Genomic DNA, 17,504 nt, shown 5'->3' with positions numbered 1-17,504 from the left:
GTTGGCGGAATCCGGTAAGAGGAGCCCCGCCAAAGACGAGTAGTCGCGGTGGGGCGCTACTACTCAAGTCAAGATAGGAGCCAGACATGGCAAAGAAAATCATTGGCTTTATCAAGCTGCAAGTCCCAGCTGGTAAGGCAAACCCATCCCCACCGATCGGTCCAGCACTCGGTCAGCGTGGCCTGAACATCATGGAATTCTGCAAGGCGTTCAACGCGCAGACCCAGGGTATGGAACCAGGCATGCCGATCCCGGTCGTGATCACCGCGTTCGCCGACAAGTCCTTCACCTTCGTGATGAAGACCCCACCGGCAACCTACCTGATCAAGAAAGCCGCCGGCATCACCAAGGGTTCGGCCAAGCCGCATACCGACAAGGTTGCGTCGCTGACCCGCGCCCAAGCTGAAGAAATCGCAAAAACCAAGCAGCCGGACCTGACCGCCGCCGACATGGACGCCGCAGTGCGTATCATCGCTGGCTCGGCACGTTCGATGGGCATCACGGTGGAGGGTCTGTAATGGCTAAGCTGTCCAAGCGCGTCAAAGCAATCAAAGCAAAAGTGGACCGTAACAAGGTCTATGAGTTCGACAACGCTGTGTCGATCATCAAGGAATTCGCCACCGCCAAGTTCAACGAGTCGATCGACGTCGCCGTTCAACTGGGCGTGGATCCGAAGAAATCGGACCAGGTCGTCCGCGGTTCGGTCGTGCTGCCAGCAGGCACCGGCAAGACCGTGCGCGTCGCCGTGTTCGCTTCGGGCGACAAGGCTGAAGCTGCCAAGGCAGCCGGCGCCGACGTGGTCGGCATGGAAGACCTGGCAGAGCGCGTGAAGGCCGGCGACATGCCGTTCGACATCGTGATCGCTTCGCCAGACACCATGCGTATCGTCGGTACCCTGGGCCAGATCCTGGGCCCACGTGGCCTGATGCCTAACCCGAAAGTCGGCACCGTGACCCCAGACGTCGCTACCGCCGTCAAGAACGCCAAAGCCGGTCAGGTCCAGTACCGTACCGACAAGTCGGGCATCATCCACGCGACCATCGGCCGCAAGTCGTTCAGCGACGCAGATCTGAAGACCAACCTGGTCGCCCTGATCGACGCCCTGAACAAGGCCAAGCCAGCCACGTCGAAAGGCGTGTACCTGCGCAAGATCGCCCTGTCGTCGACCATGGGCGCTGGCGTCCGTGTCGATCACGCTTCGATCTCGGCTGCTGCTTAACTGGATCCAAGCGACGTGGGCATAGCGCTCACGTCGTCCCCGCGAAGGCGGGGATCCAAGTTGCTGTACCAAATTAAGTCGTCACTGATGTGACGCGCATCTTTGGGCTGTCGGAGCCGAACACCGCTCCGGCAGGCAATCAAAGACCGTTGGGCCGAAAGCAGAGGTTGAGCTGACGGTTAATAGACCACCCAACGCAGATGGTGTACCCGAACAAGTTTTGTAGTCCAGCTGTGTGAGTTTATCCGCCCAGTTTTAAGACTTCTTAACTTCGGACGCCGTGTGTTCGAACCGATAAGGACATCTCGTCCCTATCATTTAAGGAGATTGACCGTGGGTCTTAATCTGAATGACAAGAAGGTCGTCGTCGAAGAAGTTTCCGCAAAAGTAGCAACTGCGCAAACCATCGTCGTGGCCGAGTACCGTGGCATCCAGGTTAGTCACTTGACCAAGCTCCGTGCAACCGCACGTGCCCAGGGCGTGTACCTGCGTGTTCTGAAGAACACGCTGGCTCGTCGCTCTGTCGAAGGCACGCAGTTTGCCTCGCTGGCTGATTCCATGACCGGTCCGCTGATCTATTCGATCTCGGACGACGCCGTTGCTGCAGCAAAAGTCATCAATGACTTCGCTAAAACCAACGACAAGCTGGTCATCAAAGCCGGTAACTACGCAGGTAAGCAGCTCGACGTAGCTGGTGTTACCGCGTTGGCAAGCATCCCATCCCGTGAAGTCCTCATCTCGCAGTTGTTGGGCGTCATGCTGGCTCCGGTGTCGGGCTTTGCACGTGGTCTGGCTGCACTGGCAGCGAAAAAAGGCGAAGGTTCGGAAGCTGCTCCTGCAGCCGAAGAAACCGCTGCTGCTTAATAGCACAGCCTTTTTTCTCAAGTACTAACTGAACTACACACAAATTAACTGGAGTTTCAAATGGCAATTAGCAAAGACGATATCCTGAACGCAGTGAGCGAAATGTCCGTCATGGACCTGAACGAACTGGTCAAGGCTTTCGAAGAGAAGTTCGGCGTGTCGGCAGCTGCAATGGCAGCACCGGCAGCTGGCGGCGCCGCTGGCGGTGCAGCTGCTGCTGAAGAGCAGACCGAATTCAACGTCGTGCTGACCGAAGTCGGCGCGAACAAGGTCGGCGTCATCAAGGCCGTCCGCGAAATCACCGGCCTGGGCCTGAAAGAAGCCAAGGACGTGGTCGACGGCGCACCGAAGACCGTGAAAGAAGCCCTGCCGAAAGCTGACGCTGAAGCCGCCAAGAAGAAGCTGGAAGAAGCTGGCGCCAAGGCCGAACTGAAGTAATACAACAGCACCGGGCGCTTGAAATACAGTGCCCAGCGCGGGAGTCAAAGCTTGCAAAACCTGCCGGAAGGCAGGGGATGCGGCTTTGGCTCTTTTGTCGTCCCTGCGGCAAACGTCAGGTTTTACATGGCGACAGGGAACAAGTAATACCCCGTTTCAGCAGCATCGTATCACAGCAGTTTGCTTGTCCTTTTCATCTGGCGCGAAAGAGTAAGAGACTTCAGGGCTTGCGTGTGGTAGTGGCGTTCGCCACTGGCAATTCCTGAATTCTCCATCCTTTCTGTCACTCACGGAGTGTCCATGCACTACTCATTTACTGAGAAGAAGCGCATTCGCAAGTCGTTCGCGAAGCGCGCCAACGTTCACAACGTTCCCTACCTGCTGGCTACCCAGCTGGAATCCTACGAGAACTTCCTGCAGGCCGAATTCGCTCCGTCCTCGCGCAAGAACGAAGGCCTGCAATCGGCCTTCTCCTCGATTTTCCCCATCGTGTCGCACAACGGTTTTGCGCGCCTCGAGTTCCTGTCGTATGTGCTGGGCGACCCCGCGTTTGACGTGAAAGAGTGCCAGCAGCGTGGCCTGACCTTCGCGTCGCCGCTGCGCGCCAAGGTGCGTCTGGTGATCCTGGATAAGGAATCGCCGACCAAGCCTGTCGTCAAGGAAATGAAAGAGCAAGAAGTCTACATGGGCGAGCTGCCGCTGATGACCACGAACGGGTCGTTCGTGATCAACGGCACCGAGCGTGTGATCGTCTCGCAGCTGCACCGTTCGCCGGGCGTGTTCTTCGAACACGACCGCGGCAAGACCCACTCGTCGGGCAAACTGCTGTTCTCGGCGCGCATCATTCCTTACCGCGGCTCGTGGCTGGACTTCGAATTCGACCCGAAAGACATCCTGTTCTTCCGCGTCGACCGTCGCCGCAAGATGCCGGTCACGATCCTGCTGAAAGCCATCGGCATGACGCCGGAGCAGATCCTGGCGAACTTCTTCGTGTTCGACAACTTCGTGCTGCGCAACGACGGCGGCGAACTCGAGTTCGTGGCCGAGCGCCTGCGCGGCGAAGTCGCGCGCTTCGACATCGTCGATCCGAAGTCGGGCAAGACCATCGTCACCAAGGACAAGCGTATCAACGCCAAGCACGTCCGTGACATCGAAGCCGCCGGCATCAAGTCGATCTCGGTGCCAGAAGATTATCTGCTGGGCCGCGTGCTGGCCCGCAACATCGTCGACCAGGACACCGGCGAGATCATCGCCGTGGCCAACGACGAGCTGACCGAAGAACTGCTGGGCAAGCTGCGCGACGCCAGCGTGACCGACATCCAGACGCTGTACACCAACGACCTGGACCAGGGCGCCTACATCTCGCAAACCCTGCGCACCGACGACACCGCCGACCAGACCGCCGCTCGCGTGGCGATCTACCGCATGATGCGTCCTGGCGAACCGCCAACCGAAGAGTCGGTCGAAGCCCTGTTCAACGGCCTGTTCTACATGCCTGAGCGCTACGACCTGTCGGCTGTCGGCCGCATGAAGTTCAACCGCCGCATCGGCCGTGACGAACTGACCGGCGACATGACCATGTCGAACGAAGACATCCTGGCCGTGATCAAGATCCTGGTCGAGCTGCGCAATGGCCGCGGCGAAGTCGACGACATCGATCACCTGGGTAACCGTCGCGTGCGTTGCGTCGGCGAACTGGCTGAGAACCAGTTCCGTGCCGGCCTGGTGCGCGTGGAGCGCGCCGTGAAGGAACGCCTCGGCCAGGCCGAAGCGGACAACCTGATGCCGCACGACCTGATCAACAGCAAGCCGATCTCGGCCGCGATCCGCGAATTCTTCGGTTCGTCGCAGCTGTCTCAGTTCATGGACCAGACCAACCCGCTGTCGGAAGTTACCCACAAGCGCCGCGTCTCGGCACTGGGACCGGGCGGCCTGACCCGCGAACGCGCCGGCTTCGAGGTGCGCGACGTGCACCCGACCCACTACGGCCGCGTGTGCCCGATCGAAACGCCTGAAGGCCCGAACATCGGCCTGATCAACTCGCTGGCTCTGTACGCCCGCCTGAACGAATACGGCTTCCTGGAAACCCCGTACCGCAAGGTCGAGGATTCGAAAGTCACCGACAAGATCGAATACCTGTCGGCGATCGAAGAAGGCCGCTACATCATCGCTCAGGCGAATGCCGCGATCAACGACGAAGGCCAGCTGGTCGACGAACTGGTGTCGGCACGTGAAGCCGGCGAAACGATCCTGGTCTCGCCAGAGCGCATCCAGTACATGGACGTCGCCCCGGGCCAGATCGTGTCGGTCGCAGCCTCGCTGATTCCGTTCCTGGAACACGATGACGCGAACCGTGCACTGATGGGCGCCAACATGCAGCGCCAGGCCGTGCCTTGCCTGCGTCCGGAGAAAGCAGTTGTCGGTACCGGCATCGAGCGCACCGTCGCGGTCGACTCGGGCACCACCGTGCAGGCCCTGCGTGGCGGCGTGGTCGACTACATCGATGCGGGTCGCGTGGTCATTCGCGTGAACGACGATGAAGCGCAGGCTGGCGAAGTCGGCGTCGACATCTACAACCTGATCAAGTACACCCGTTCGAACCAGAACACCAACATCAACCAGCGTCCGATCGTGCAAGTGGGCGATCGCGTTGCCCGCGGCGACGTCATCGCCGACGGCGCATCGACCGACCTGGGCGAGCTGGCACTGGGCCAGAACATGCTGGTGGCGTTCATGCCGTGGAACGGCCTGAACTTCGAGGATTCGATCCTGATCTCGGAAAACGTGGTCAAGGACGACCGCTACACCTCGATCCACATCGAAGAGCTGTCGGTTGTCGCACGCGACACCAAGCTGGGCGCGGAAGAAATCACCCGCGACATCTCGAACCTGGCAGAAAACCAGCTGGCGCGCCTGGATGAATCGGGCATCGTCTACATCGGCGCCGAAGTGCAAGCCGGCGACGTGCTGGTCGGTAAGGTCACCCCGAAAGGCGAGACCCAGCTGACGCCAGAAGAGAAGCTGCTGCGCGCGATCTTCGGCGAAAAAGCGTCGGACGTGAAAGACACCTCGCTGCGCGTGCCTTCGGGCATGGTCGGCACTGTGATCGACGTGCAAGTGTTCACCCGCGAAGGCATCCAGCGCGACAAGCGCGCCCAGCAGATCATCGACGACGAGCTGAAGCGTTTCCGCCTGGACCTGAACGACCAGATGCGTATTGTCGAGGGCGATGCCTTCGAGCGTCTGGAGCGTATGCTGGTCGGCAAGATCGTCAACGGCGGTCCGAAGAAGCTGGCCAAGGGCGCGGCGATCACCTCGGAATACCTGGCCGACCTGGACAAGTTCCACTGGTTCGACATCCGCCCGGCGGAAGACGACACCGCGAACGCGCTGGAAGCGATCAAGGAATCGATCAACGAGAAGCGTCACCAGTTCGACCTGGCCTTCGAAGAGAAGCGCAAGAAGCTGACGCAAGGCGACGAGCTGCAGCCTGGCGTGCAGAAGATGGTCAAGGTCTACTTGGCCGTCAAGCGCCGCCTGCAGTCGGGCGACAAGATGGCGGGCCGCCACGGTAACAAGGGTGTGGTCTCGCGTATCGTGCCGGTGGAAGACATGCCGTTCATGGCGGACGGTCGTCCAGCCGACGTCGTGCTGAACCCGCTGGGCGTTCCGTCGCGTATGAACGTCGGTCAGATCCTGGAAACCCACCTCGGCTGGGCTGCGAAGGGCCTGGGCTGGCGCATCGGCGAGATGCTGCAGGCGCAAGCGAAGGCCGCTGACCTGCGCGTCTTCCTGGGCAAGATCTACAACGAAACCGGCCGCAAGGAAGACCTGGACAGCTTCAGCGATGAAGAGATCCTGAGCCTGGCGCAGAACCTCAAGAACGGCGTGCCGTTCGCGACCCCGGTGTTCGACGGCGCCCACGAGGAAGACATCCGCCGCATGCTGGACCTGGCGTTCCCGGACGACATCGCTGCCCACCTGGGCATGACGCCGTCGAAGAACCAGGTCACCATGTTCGACGGCCGCACCGGCGAAGCGTTCGAGCGTAAAGTGACTGTGGGCTTCATGCACATGCTGAAGCTGCACCACCTGGTCGACGACAAGATGCACGCCCGTTCGACCGGCCCGTACTCGCTGGTGACGCAGCAGCCGCTGGGCGGTAAAGCCCAGTTCGGTGGCCAGCGCTTCGGTGAGATGGAGGTGTGGGCACTGGAAGCGTACGGCGCGTCGTACGTGCTGCAAGAGATGCTGACCGTGAAGTCGGATGACGTGAACGGCCGTACCAAGGTGTACGAGAACCTGGTCAAGGGCGACCACGTGATCGACGCCGGCATGCCGGAATCGTTCAACGTGCTGGTGAAGGAAATCCGTTCGCTGGGTATCGACATCGATCTCGAGCGCAACTAAGCAGGGCCAGCATGGCCGCCAGCCTTCGGGCCCGGCCCGCTGCTCCTGAATCGTCGTTCCCGCGCAGGCGGGAACCTAAGCTTCGCGAATAGAGCGAACGAACTTGGATTCCCGCCTGCGCGGGAATGACGTTTTCAGGGGTAGGGGGTTTGGCAAGCGCCGGCGAAAATCGGTGAGAAGTTGGCGGTAGTAGTATTTAGTACAGAATCAATCACCTTTGGAGTGATACATGAAAGCACTGCTCGATCTATTCAAGCAAGTTCAGCAAAACGAAAGTTTCGACGCCATCAAGATTGGCCTGGCGTCGCCTGAAAAAATCCGTTCGTGGTCGTTCGGCGAAGTCAAGAAGCCGGAAACCATCAACTACCGCACGTTCAAGCCTGAGCGCGACGGCCTGTTCTGCGCCAAGATCTTTGGCCCGATCAAGGACTATGAATGCCTGTGCGGCAAGTACAAGCGCCTGAAGCACCGCGGCGTGATCTGCGAAAAGTGCGGCGTCGAAGTCACCCTGGCCAAAGTGCGCCGTGAGCGCATGGGCCACATCGAACTGGCATCGCCGGTCGCCCACATCTGGTTCCTGAAATCGCTGCCGTCGCGCCTGGGCATGGTCCTGGACATGACCCTGCGCGATATCGAACGCGTGCTGTACTTCGAAGCATACGTCGTCACCGATCCTGGCATGACCCCGCTCAAGAAGAGCCAGATCATGTCGGAAGACGACTACGCCGCCAAGTACGAAGAGTACGGCGACGACTTCACCGCCTTCATGGGCGCCGAAGGTATCCGTGAACTGCTGCGCTCGATCGACATCCACCGCGATGCCGAAGCCCTGCGCGTGGAACTCAAGGAATCGAAATCCGAAGCCAAGATCAAGAAATACGCCAAGCGCCTGAAAGTGCTCGAGGCGTTCCAGCGTTCGGGCATCAAGCCTGAGTGGATGATCATGGAAGTCCTGCCGGTCCTGCCGCCAGAACTGCGTCCGCTCGTCCCGCTGGATGGCGGCCGTTTCGCCACGTCCGACCTGAACGACCTGTATCGCCGCGTCATCAACCGTAATAACCGCCTGAAGCGCCTGATGGAACTGCGCGCTCCGGAAATCATTACGCGTAACGAAAAGCGCATGCTGCAGGAAGCAGTGGACTCGCTGCTGGACAACGGCCGTCGCGGCAAAGCGATGACCGGCGCCAACAAGCGTCCGCTGAAGTCGCTGGCCGAGATGATCAAGGGTAAGGGCGGTCGTTTCCGTCAGAACTTGCTCGGTAAGCGCGTCGACTACTCGGGCCGTTCGGTCATCGTGGTCGGTCCACAGCTGAAACTGCACCAGTGCGGCCTGCCGAAGCTGATGGCCCTGGAACTGTTCAAACCGTTCATCTTCAACAAGCTGGAACTGATGGGTCTCGCGACCACCATCAAGGCTGCGAAGAAACTGGTTGAAGTGCAAGAGCCAGTGGTCTGGGACATCCTGGAAGAAGTCATCAAGGAACACCCGATCATGCTGAACCGTGCGCCTACGCTGCACCGTCTCGGCATCCAGGCGTTCGAGCCAGTCCTGATCGAAGGCAAGGCAATCCAGCTGCACCCGCTGGTCTGCGCGGCGTTCAACGCCGACTTCGACGGTGACCAGATGGCAGTCCACGTCCCGCTGTCGATCGAAGCGCAGATGGAAGCGCGTACGCTGATGCTGGCGTCGAACAACATCCTGTTCCCGTCGAACGGCGAACCGTCGATCGTGCCGTCCCAGGATATCGTGCTGGGTCTGTACTACGCGTCGCGCGAAGCCATCAACGGCAAGGGCGAAGGCATGATGTTCCCGGACGTGTCGGAAGTGATCCGCGCGTACGACAACAAGGAAGTCGAACTGGCGACCCGCATCACCGTGCGTATCGTGGAATACCCACGCAACGCCGAAGGCGGCTTCGACCAGACCGTGACCCGCTACGAGACCACCGTCGGCCGTGCGATCCTGTCCGAGATCTTGCCGAAAGGCCTGCCGTTCTCGGTGCTGAACCGCTCGCTGAAGAAGAAAGAAATCTCGAAGCTGATCAACACGTCGTTCCGCAAGTGCGGCCTGCGTGCGACCGTCGTTTTCGCCGACAAGCTGATGCAGTCGGGCTTCCGCCTGGCAACCCGCGCCGGTATCTCGATCGCTGTCGACGACATGCTGATCCCGGACGTCAAGAAGGGCATGATCGCGACCGCCGAAGCCGAAGTGAAACAGATCGAGCAGCAGTACAGCTCGGGTCTGGTCACGGCCGGCGAGCGTTACAACAAGGTCGTCGACATCTGGGGCAAGACCTCGGATGAAGTCGGCAAGGCGATGATGGACCAGCTCAAGATCGAGCCAGTCACCAAGCGCGACGGCACCGAAGGCACCCAGGAATCGTTCAACGCGATTTACATGATGGCCGACTCGGGCGCCCGTGGTTCGGCAGCCCAGATCCGCCAGCTGGCGGGTATGCGCGGCCTGATGGCGAAACCGGACGGTTCGATTATCGAAACGCCGATTACCGCGAACTTCCGCGAAGGCCTGAACGTTCTGCAGTACTTCATCTCGACCCACGGCGCTCGTAAAGGTCTGGCGGATACGGCACTGAAGACCGCGAACTCGGGTTACCTGACCCGTCGTCTGGTGGACGTGACGCAAGACCTGGTGGTGATCGAAGACGATTGCGGCACCAGCAACGGCACCCACATGAAGGCGCTGGTCGAAGGCGGTGAAGTCATCGAAGCCCTGCGCGACCGTATCCTCGGCCGCGTGGCAGGCACCGACGTCGTCAACCCTGAAACCCAGGAAACCCTGTACGAAGCCGGCACGCTGCTGGACGAAGACATGGTCGAAGAGATCGAACGCGTCGGCATCGACGAAGTGAAGGTCCGCACCCCGCTGAACTGCGACACGCGCTACGGCCTGTGCGCCAAGTGCTACGGCCGCGACCTGGGCCGCGGCATGCTGGTCAACAGCGGCGAAGCAGTCGGTGTTGTCGCTGCACAGTCGATCGGTGAGCCGGGTACCCAGCTGACCATGCGTACCTTCCACATCGGTGGTGCGGCATCGCGTGCAGCAGTGGCATCATCGGTCGAAGCCAAGTCGAACGGTACGGTCCGCTTCACCGCGACCATGCGTTACGTCACCAACGGCAAGGGCGCGCAAATCGTCATTACCCGTTCGGGCGAAGTGCTGATCACCGACGACCACGGCCGTGAGCGCGAGCGTCACAAGGTGCCGTACGGCGCGACCCTGCTGGTCAAGGATGGCCAGACCGTCAAGGCCGGCCTGGCACTGGCGACCTGGGACCCGCTGACCCGTCCGATCATCACCGAGTACGCCGGTACGATCAAGTTCGAGAACGTGGAAGAGGGCGTCACCGTCGCTCGCCAGGTCGACGAAGTGACCGGCCTGTCGACCCTGGTGGCAATCGATCCGAAGCGTCGTGGTTCGGGCAAGGTGCTGCGTCCGCAGGTCAAGCTGCTGAACGAAGAAGGCCAGGAAGTGAAGATCGCCGGCACCGAACACGCCGTGACGATCGGCTTCCAGGTCGGCGCGCTGATCATGGTCAAGGACGGTCAGCAAGCGACCGTGGGTGAAGTGCTGGCACGTATCCCAACCGAATCGCAGAAGACCCGCGACATTACCGGTGGTCTGCCGCGCGTTGCCGAACTGTTCGAAGCACGTTCGCCGAAAGACGCGGGCATGCTGGCGGAAGTCACCGGTACCGTGGCGTTCGGTAAAGAGACCAAGGGCAAGCAGCGCCTGGAAATCACCGACATGGACGGCAACAAGCACGAGTTCCTGATTACCAAGGACAAGCAAGTGCTGGTGCACGACGGCCAGGTGGTGAACAAGGGCGAGATGATCGTGGACGGCCCGGCCGATCCGCAAGACATCCTGCGCCTGCTGGGTATCGAAGCGCTGGCCCGCTACATCGTCGACGAAGTGCAGGACGTGTACCGTCTGCAGGGCGTGAAGATCAACGACAAGCACATCGAGGTGATCGTTCGCCAGATGCTGCGTCGTGTCCAGATCACCGAAGCAGGCGACACCGACTACATCGTCGGCGAGCAGGTGGAGCGTTCGGAACTGCTGGAAGAGAACGACAAGGTCAACGCCGTCGGCAAGCTGCCGGCGCAGTACGAAAACGTGCTGCTGGGTATTACCAAGGCATCGCTGTCGACCGACTCGTTCATCTCGGCGGCATCGTTCCAGGAAACCACCCGCGTGCTGACCGAAGCGGCGATCATGGGCAAGCGCGACGGTCTGCGCGGCCTGAAAGAGAACGTCATCGTCGGTCGCCTGATTCCTGGCGGTACCGGTCTGGCATTCCACCGCGCCCGCAAAGAGAAGGAAGTGTGGGAAGCGGAAGAGCGCCAGGCGCTGCTGCAGCAGGAGAAGGCCAATATGGCTGCCGAGCTGCAGGCGATGGAAGACCAGCAGACTGCGCAGGCTTCGGCTGAGCAGCATAACGACGGCGAGTGATCGCGTAAGTTGTTAGTGGAAGCGGCACCCTGAGGGGTGCCGTTTTTTTTTAAGCTGCGAAAACATCGGTTGAGTTATACTAATTTAGGTGATGTATGAGTTATAGGATTTTCAATTCCAATGTATACGCTCGCCGGTAATTGGAATTTACTAATCCCGTGCCGACTAGTACCTTCTCAATTCAATTTATAAATTAAAATATATTTTATATAGCGAAACTATATGCGCAGTTTATCGGTTCAAAACTTTTCGTGCATTAAAAGTGCAGTATTGGAGTTTAATCGGCTAACAATCTTAATTGGGCCGCAGGCAAGTGGAAAAAGCGTTTTATGTAAACTCGCTTATTTTTTTATAGATATTTTGCACCATCAGCCAGTCTTTATTGCTGAGGGTGGAAGTATAGATTCTTATCGAGACTACATATCTAATAAGTTCCGTGAGTGGTTCCCTTATTCCGCGTGGGGGGAGGGGAAGTTTTCAATCGTATTTAACGCTGGAAATTATAAGATTTCATTGAGTCGGATTAGTTATAGTAAAAAGGTTAGTGAAAATTTTAGGGTGAAATTATCGCCTGAATTTGCGACGCAATATGAAGATACGCGTAAGATTGTGGCTAAGCAAAACGAAAAAAAATCCAGCAAGCCATTACGTGGCTATGATTATGAGGCTGAGTGGCGGATACGTGATATAAGTGATAGAGCAGCGTCGAGACTGCTAGGTCGAGATTATGTCGATAGTCAGATGTTTATACCTGCAGGGAGGTCTTTTTTTACAAGTATTGGTAAGGCTGTCGCTGCGTTTGAACAAGGGCGGGTACTAGACCCACTTATCATTCAGTTTGGTAGAATATTTGCGACATATAAAGACCGAAGAAATTACTATTTTAATGAAAGAAATAAAGATTCGCACCTAGCCGCGGAAGATGCATTCGCTAAAATACTTGGGGGGCGTCTTATAAATAGCGGTGATCAAGAATTCGTCGAATGTGCTGATGGAAGAAAAGTTCCTCTTTCAGCATTATCGTCTGGTCAGCAGGAGTTGTTGCCACTCGCAGCAGTGATGCCCCGACTATTAATGCGGGGAGCAAAACAGGTGATTTATATTGAGGAGCCAGAGGCGCATCTTTTCCCATCAGCGCAAAGCAGCCTAGTTGAAATATTCGGATCAACCATTGCACGCCCAGGCAGTCGAACCGATCTAGTATTAACTACTCACAGTCCCTACGTGTTGGTAAAGATAAATAATTTAATCAAAGCTGGGCAGCTAGGGCGCTCTCATTCAGAAGCTAAGCGTTCAAAAGTACAAGTTATTATTCCACGAAGTGCTTGGATTGGGGCCAAGAACGTGAATGCTTATGCGATTCGAGATGGAGTGTTGGAGAACATAATCGACTCGGATGGGCTAATTGATGCTGCGTATTTGGATGATGTTTCCGGCGACATTGCAAAGGAGTACATGCGCTTGCTCGAGATTGAGGATGTTCAATGATTCATAAAGACTTAACAGCATTTGCTAAATCGATAAAGCATTCAAAAATAAAAATTGAGGAAAATGGAAGGAAGGCCATTTTCTTAAACGCTACTAAAGAGACATTTCATTTGGTTCAAGTGGATGGTGCGCTTCTTAAAAACGTCGTAGCTAGCGACTTTGTGCTTGCAAAGCTAAAGGTCGGTGATCTAGTAATCGAACTAAAGGGCATGGATGTTGATCATGCGGTCGAGCAAGTTTTTGAGACTGCAAGCTATTGGCGCGATAAGAATTATCGTCAAGGGGGCATCGCCGCACTAATTGTCAGTTCTAGAGTTCCTGCATTTAACACAAAAATTGCCAAATATGCTGCGAGGTTTAAGAAAAGCTTCAATGGCCCACTACATGTGGTATCACAGAATCGAGAATTCACTTTTGAGCGAGCACTTAGCTTCGATGGCCCAGGATAAAAGTCAGCGGTGCAAAGCGGGTCGCGCCCATCTATGGCTTGAATCGGATAGTAACGGGGCCCAATAGTGCCGCAGCGGATCCAACTTGCCAAAAAAGCAAACACTTGGTTCCTTATTGCTTGCTTCTGCGAACAGACTGGTGGAATAAAAAAGGTAGGCACGCACTAACGTCGCACGGTGAGCGGAATGTAGCATTCCCAAAATCCTCGGGATGACTATATTGAGTTCGTACACATAAATCAGGCAGGCAACTTTGCTCTATTAGCAGATAATGGCCCCGATACTTTTGCCTGACCGAAGATCGAATCCGAAATTGCACAGGTATTCCCCTTCCGCCGACCGACTACACGAAAGATTCCCGTCGTCCTTGTGTCGAACCCGGGTCCCGCTTCCTTCCGTGCATGGATCGTGTACGTCCGGCCCGATGGCATCGAAGATCTCTCGCGCCGCTTTGCCGTCGAGCGAAAACCCAATCTTCTTGTCCTCGGCAGTAGGGGGACCACTATCCCCGAGCGAACCGCCGTAGATCCAGTACGTACCCGAGAACGTCTTGTACCAACCGTCGTCTGCCGCTAGCGCGCCGACGGTCAGTGGCAGCAAGACGAGCAACGCAGTTCGCCAGCTTTTCATTTGGGCCTCTTTAATGACACGGCACCTCGCGATTGTCCGGATCAACGCCGGCAACGCCATGCGCCGCTGCAAGAGGGCCACAGTTCCTGTGCCTCGTCAGCAGGACACCCCCATGCATGAGAATGATCTACACTAGGTTGGCTTTTTAATATCCCTGTAGATCTTCTGAAGGAGCAAATAATGAAAATGCGATGGATGAGTGCCGTCCTGCTGAGCGCCGTGTGCGCAACCGCCAGTGCCGCCGACAACACCGTGACCCTGAAATTGGCCACCGAAAAAGGCGATGGCGCCGAGATCGGCACTGTGACGCTCAGCGAAACCAAGTACGGCGTCGTGTTCACGCCAAACCTGAAGGACCTCCCACCAGGCCTGCACGGCTTCCACGTCCACGCCAACGGCAGCTGCGCACCGAACCAGGCCGACGGCAAGACCGTGCCGGCCGGCGCTGCAGGCGGCCACCTCGATCCGCAAAAGACCAACAAGCATGGCACCCCATGGGGCGACGGCCACCTGGGCGATATCCCTGCGCTGTCGGTCGACGCCAAGGGCATGGCCACCTATCCGGTCCTGGCCCCACGCCTGAAAATGTCGGACATCAAGGGCAAGGCCCTGATGGTCCACGCCGGCGGCGAAAATCACGCCGATCATCCGGCGCCGCTGGGTGGTGGAGGCGCGCGCATGGCCTGCGGCGTGATCAACTAAGGCACGACCCGAAAGCGGATGGCAGCCCACGGCCCGCCATCCGCCACGCGCGGTCAACCCGCGCGCAACTGCCCGCGCAGCCATACCAGGCTGGACGCGGCATAGTTCATCACCGAGATGTGCCCGTCGTCCGGCCGCCGCCACAGCTCAGCCCAGCGGCAGCGCTGCGCCAGCCATTCGCCGTGCGCCGCCGGCACTACGCGATCCTGCATGCCATGCACGAACAGCACCGGGCAGGCGATCTGCATGCAGTCGAAGCCCCACGGCGTCACATAGGCCACATCGTCGTCGATCGCGCCGTCCGGCCCCTTGGCTACTGCCGGTCTCACCACGCTGTCGAACCATGACCATGGTCCCGCCAGCGCTTCCCAGTCTTCAGGCGTGAACATCTCGCGGTCGAATTCGAGGCCCGCTGTTTCGTGATATTCCCTGGCCGCGCGCCCCTGCGCGGCCGCTCGCAGTGCAGCGGCGCCGTAGTTGCCCATGCCCTTGAACCAGTCGAGTCCCTCCGCATCGGGCGGCGCAAGGCCCGCGATGCTGACCGCAGCGACCACGCGCTCGGGCAGCAGGGCAGCGCACGCCAGCGCATGCGGCCCGCCGCCCGAGTGGCCCATTACCGCGAAGCGCTTGATGCCCAGCCGGTCGGCGATGCGTTCCACATCGAAGGCGGCCGAGGCGACGTCGCGCCCGCTGCGTTCGGACGAGCCGCCGTACGAAGGGCGGTCGTAGCCGATCCAGCGGATGCCCAGTTCCGCCGCGAGCGCGAACAGCGGCTCGGGCGGGCGGCCGATGTTCGGCGTGCCGTGATGCCAGAACACTGCCAGCTCAGGCTCGCCGGGTGGCGCGAGGTCGTAGAAGTGCAGCGTGCGGCCATCGCCGAGCACCAGGTCTTCTTCGCGCATCGTTCGCCTCCCTTGTCAGTAGATTGAAATCGTTGGCCCAAAAGCGTCGTTCCCGCGGAGGCGGGAACCTAAGTTTCTCGCGTTACGAAGANCATCGTTCGCCTCCCTTGTCAGTAGATTGAAATCGTTGGCCCAAAAGCGTCGTTCCCGCGGAGGCGGGAACCTAAGTTTCTCGCGTTACGAAGACGCTGGCAAACTTGGGTTCCCGCCTGCGCGGGAAGTCGTTACCTCCAGTGGAGGTAACGACGGGATACTGCTAACTAAGACGATGCTTAGTGGGTGCGATTACTTCGCAGCGCGCGCCTTGCCGAACGGATCGCCCGCCTTCCACGCCGGCATCTTCGGCGCATCCGCCACCATGCGGCCCAGGTTCAGCGTGTACTGCGCCTGCTGCACCATGCCCGACAGGTCCCAGCTCGGATCGTATTCATCGCCCACCTGGTGGTACTTGTCGCGGTAGGTCGCGGCCTTGGCGTTGTTCGCCTCGACATCCTTCACCCAGCTGCGGCCCGCGCCGACCGAGAACGCCGGCACGCCGGCCTTGGCGAAGCTGAAGTGGTCGCTGCGGAAGTAGCCACCGGCCAGGTCGGGCTTGGCCGGCGCGACGGTCAGGCCCATCGCCTTGGCGGTGGCGGCGGCCATCGCGCCCAGTTCGGTGCGCTCGCTGCCCGGCACGCTCACGTCCTTCACCAGGCCCACCCAGTTCAGGCTGTCCAGGTTCAGGTTGGCGGCGGTTTTTTCGATCGGCCACAGCGGCGCCGCGACATAGGCCGCGCTGCCCAGCAGGCCTTGCTCTTCGGCGCCGACCCACAGGAACATCTGGCTGCGCTTGGCCGGATGCTTGACCGCTTCGGCGGCCATCGCCAGCAGCGCGCCGGTGCCCGAGGCATTGTCGACCGCGCCGTTGAAGATGGTGTCGCCTTCGGTGCCCTGCTTGCCCATGTGGTCCCAGTGGGCCGAATAGATCACCACTTCGTCCTTCAGCTTCGGATCGGTACCCGGCACGATGCCGGCCACGTTGAACTCTTCCAGCGAACGCACGGCGGCGCGGGCGTCGCCCTTGATGCGCGCGTTCAGCGTCACTGGCTTGAAGCTCTTGTCTTCGGCCGCGGCGCGCAGTTTATCCAGGTCCTGGCCGGCGGCGGCGAACACCTTGCGTGCGGTGGCGTCGGTCATCCAGCCCTGCAGGCCGGTGCCCACTTTACCTTCGGTGAGCTGGAAGCGCTCGGCATTGGCCCAGCTGTTCTGCACCACGCTCCAGCCGTACGAGGCCGATTTGTCGGTGTGGATCAGGATCGCGCCGGCCGCGCCCTGGCGCGCCGCTTCCTCGAACTTATAGGTCCAGCGGCCGTAGTAGGTCAGGCCCTCGCCGTTGAAGCGCTTTGGATCCGCTGCGGTCGGCATCGGATCGTTCACCATCATCACCAGCACCTTGCCCTTCAGGTCCATGCCCTTGAAGTCGTTCCAGCCGCCTTCTTCCGGCGCCACGGTGCCGTAGCCGACGAAGACCAGTTCCGAATCGAGCGTGTGGTCGGCCTTGCCGTCGCCCGGGCCCCAGACCCAGTCCGCGCCGAACTGCAGCGGCAGCGCATTGCCGCCGGCCGAGATGGCGATATTGCTCTTCTCGGGCAGCGAACGCACGCCGGCGATCTTGACCGCCTGGCGGAAGCTGTCGCCGTTGCCCGGCTTGAGGCCCACGGCCAGCGCCTGGGTTTCGAGGTAGGTGACGGTCAGCTCGCCGCCGCGCTGGCCGGTTCCGCGGCCTTCCAGGGCGTCGGACGACAGGAAGGCCATGTGCGCGCGCAGCGGCGCTTCCTGGACGGTCGCGGCTTGCGCCTTGGATTTGGTCTGGGCCTGGGCCGGATAGGCCAGTGCCAGGCTGCCGGCGAGGGCGGTGAGGACGAGGGTAGAGACAATCTTGTGCATGG

12 protein-coding genes are annotated in these 17,504 nt (G+C 59.4%); 9 read left to right on the top strand and 3 right to left on the bottom strand.

Annotated elements, in window-relative coordinates; all coding sequences use genetic code 11:
• Nucleotides 1-86 precede the first annotated feature (86 nt).
• The 8 genes from rplK (at nucleotide 87) to Q9246_RS22625 (ending at nucleotide 13,342) form a co-directional block, all read left to right on the top strand.
• Nucleotides 87-518 (top strand): 50S ribosomal protein L11, encoded by a 432-nt coding sequence (gene rplK, locus Q9246_RS22660; RefSeq protein WP_306393250.1) that lies wholly within the window; start codon nucleotides 87-89, stop codon nucleotides 516-518.
• Nucleotides 518-1,219: a 50S ribosomal protein L1 gene (gene rplA, locus Q9246_RS22655; protein WP_306393248.1), complete on the top strand. Its 702-nt coding sequence runs from the start codon at nucleotides 518-520 to the stop codon at nucleotides 1,217-1,219. The genes rplK and rplA overlap by 1 nt, the downstream gene beginning before the upstream one ends.
• A gap of 333 nt (nucleotides 1,220-1,552) precedes the next feature.
• Entirely contained in the window at nucleotides 1,553-2,083 is a 531-nt protein-coding gene (gene rplJ / locus Q9246_RS22650; protein WP_109345476.1) for a 50S ribosomal protein L10, read from the top strand.
• Between the two features lie 60 nt (nucleotides 2,084-2,143).
• On the top strand, nucleotides 2,144-2,521 hold the full coding sequence (gene rplL / locus Q9246_RS22645) for a 50S ribosomal protein L7/L12 (RefSeq protein ID WP_290425720.1): 378 nt from the start codon (nucleotides 2,144-2,146) through the stop codon (nucleotides 2,519-2,521).
• A 300-nt stretch (nucleotides 2,522-2,821) separates the two neighbouring features.
• Nucleotides 2,822-6,931, top strand: a complete 4,110-nt coding sequence (rpoB, locus tag Q9246_RS22640; protein WP_306393242.1) for a DNA-directed RNA polymerase subunit beta — start codon at nucleotides 2,822-2,824, stop codon at nucleotides 6,929-6,931.
• A gap of 229 nt (nucleotides 6,932-7,160) precedes the next feature.
• Complete coding sequence (gene rpoC, locus Q9246_RS22635; protein WP_306393241.1) at nucleotides 7,161-11,405, top strand: DNA-directed RNA polymerase subunit beta'; 4,245 nt, start codon at nucleotides 7,161-7,163, stop codon at nucleotides 11,403-11,405.
• 222 nt (nucleotides 11,406-11,627) lie between these two features.
• On the top strand, nucleotides 11,628-12,893 hold the full coding sequence (locus tag Q9246_RS22630; RefSeq protein WP_306393239.1) for an AAA family ATPase: 1,266 nt from the start codon (nucleotides 11,628-11,630) through the stop codon (nucleotides 12,891-12,893).
• Nucleotides 12,890-13,342 carry a hypothetical protein gene (locus tag Q9246_RS22625; protein WP_306393237.1) on the top strand — a complete coding sequence of 151 codons (453 nt, stop codon included), beginning with the start codon at nucleotides 12,890-12,892 and terminating at the stop codon, nucleotides 13,340-13,342. The genes Q9246_RS22630 and Q9246_RS22625 overlap by 4 nt, the downstream gene beginning before the upstream one ends.
• A gap of 261 nt (nucleotides 13,343-13,603) precedes the next feature.
• Here Q9246_RS22625 and Q9246_RS22620 read toward each other — a convergent pair whose 3' ends face one another.
• Nucleotides 13,604-13,972, bottom strand: a complete 369-nt coding sequence (locus tag Q9246_RS22620) for a hypothetical protein (RefSeq protein WP_306393234.1) — start codon at nucleotides 13,970-13,972, stop codon at nucleotides 13,604-13,606.
• Nucleotides 13,973-14,152: 180 nt separating this feature from the next.
• On the opposite strand from Q9246_RS22620, the gene sodC reads away from it, so the two are divergent.
• On the top strand, nucleotides 14,153-14,674 hold the full coding sequence (gene sodC / locus Q9246_RS22615) for a superoxide dismutase [Cu-Zn] SodC (RefSeq protein ID WP_306393232.1): 522 nt from the start codon (nucleotides 14,153-14,155) through the stop codon (nucleotides 14,672-14,674).
• 53 nt (nucleotides 14,675-14,727) lie between these two features.
• On the opposite strand, the gene Q9246_RS22610 is transcribed toward sodC, so the two are convergent.
• Together Q9246_RS22610 and Q9246_RS22605 are read right to left on the bottom strand one after the other, a co-directional pair.
• A complete protein-coding gene (locus Q9246_RS22610; RefSeq protein ID WP_306393230.1) occupies nucleotides 14,728-15,576 on the bottom strand; it encodes an alpha/beta fold hydrolase in 849 nt (282 codons plus the stop codon).
• A 285-nt stretch (nucleotides 15,577-15,861) separates the two neighbouring features.
• Complete coding sequence (locus Q9246_RS22605) at nucleotides 15,862-17,502, bottom strand: M28 family peptidase (protein ID WP_306393228.1); 1,641 nt, start codon at nucleotides 17,500-17,502, stop codon at nucleotides 15,862-15,864.
• Nucleotides 17,503-17,504 lie beyond the last annotated feature (2 nt).

Source organism: Telluria beijingensis, assembly GCF_030770395.1.
GTDB classification, from domain to species: Bacteria; Pseudomonadota; Gammaproteobacteria; order Burkholderiales; family Burkholderiaceae_D; genus Telluria; species Telluria beijingensis.
The sequence above is the reverse complement of the archived record's forward strand: the minus strand, read 5'-3'. Positions and strand labels throughout refer to the sequence as shown.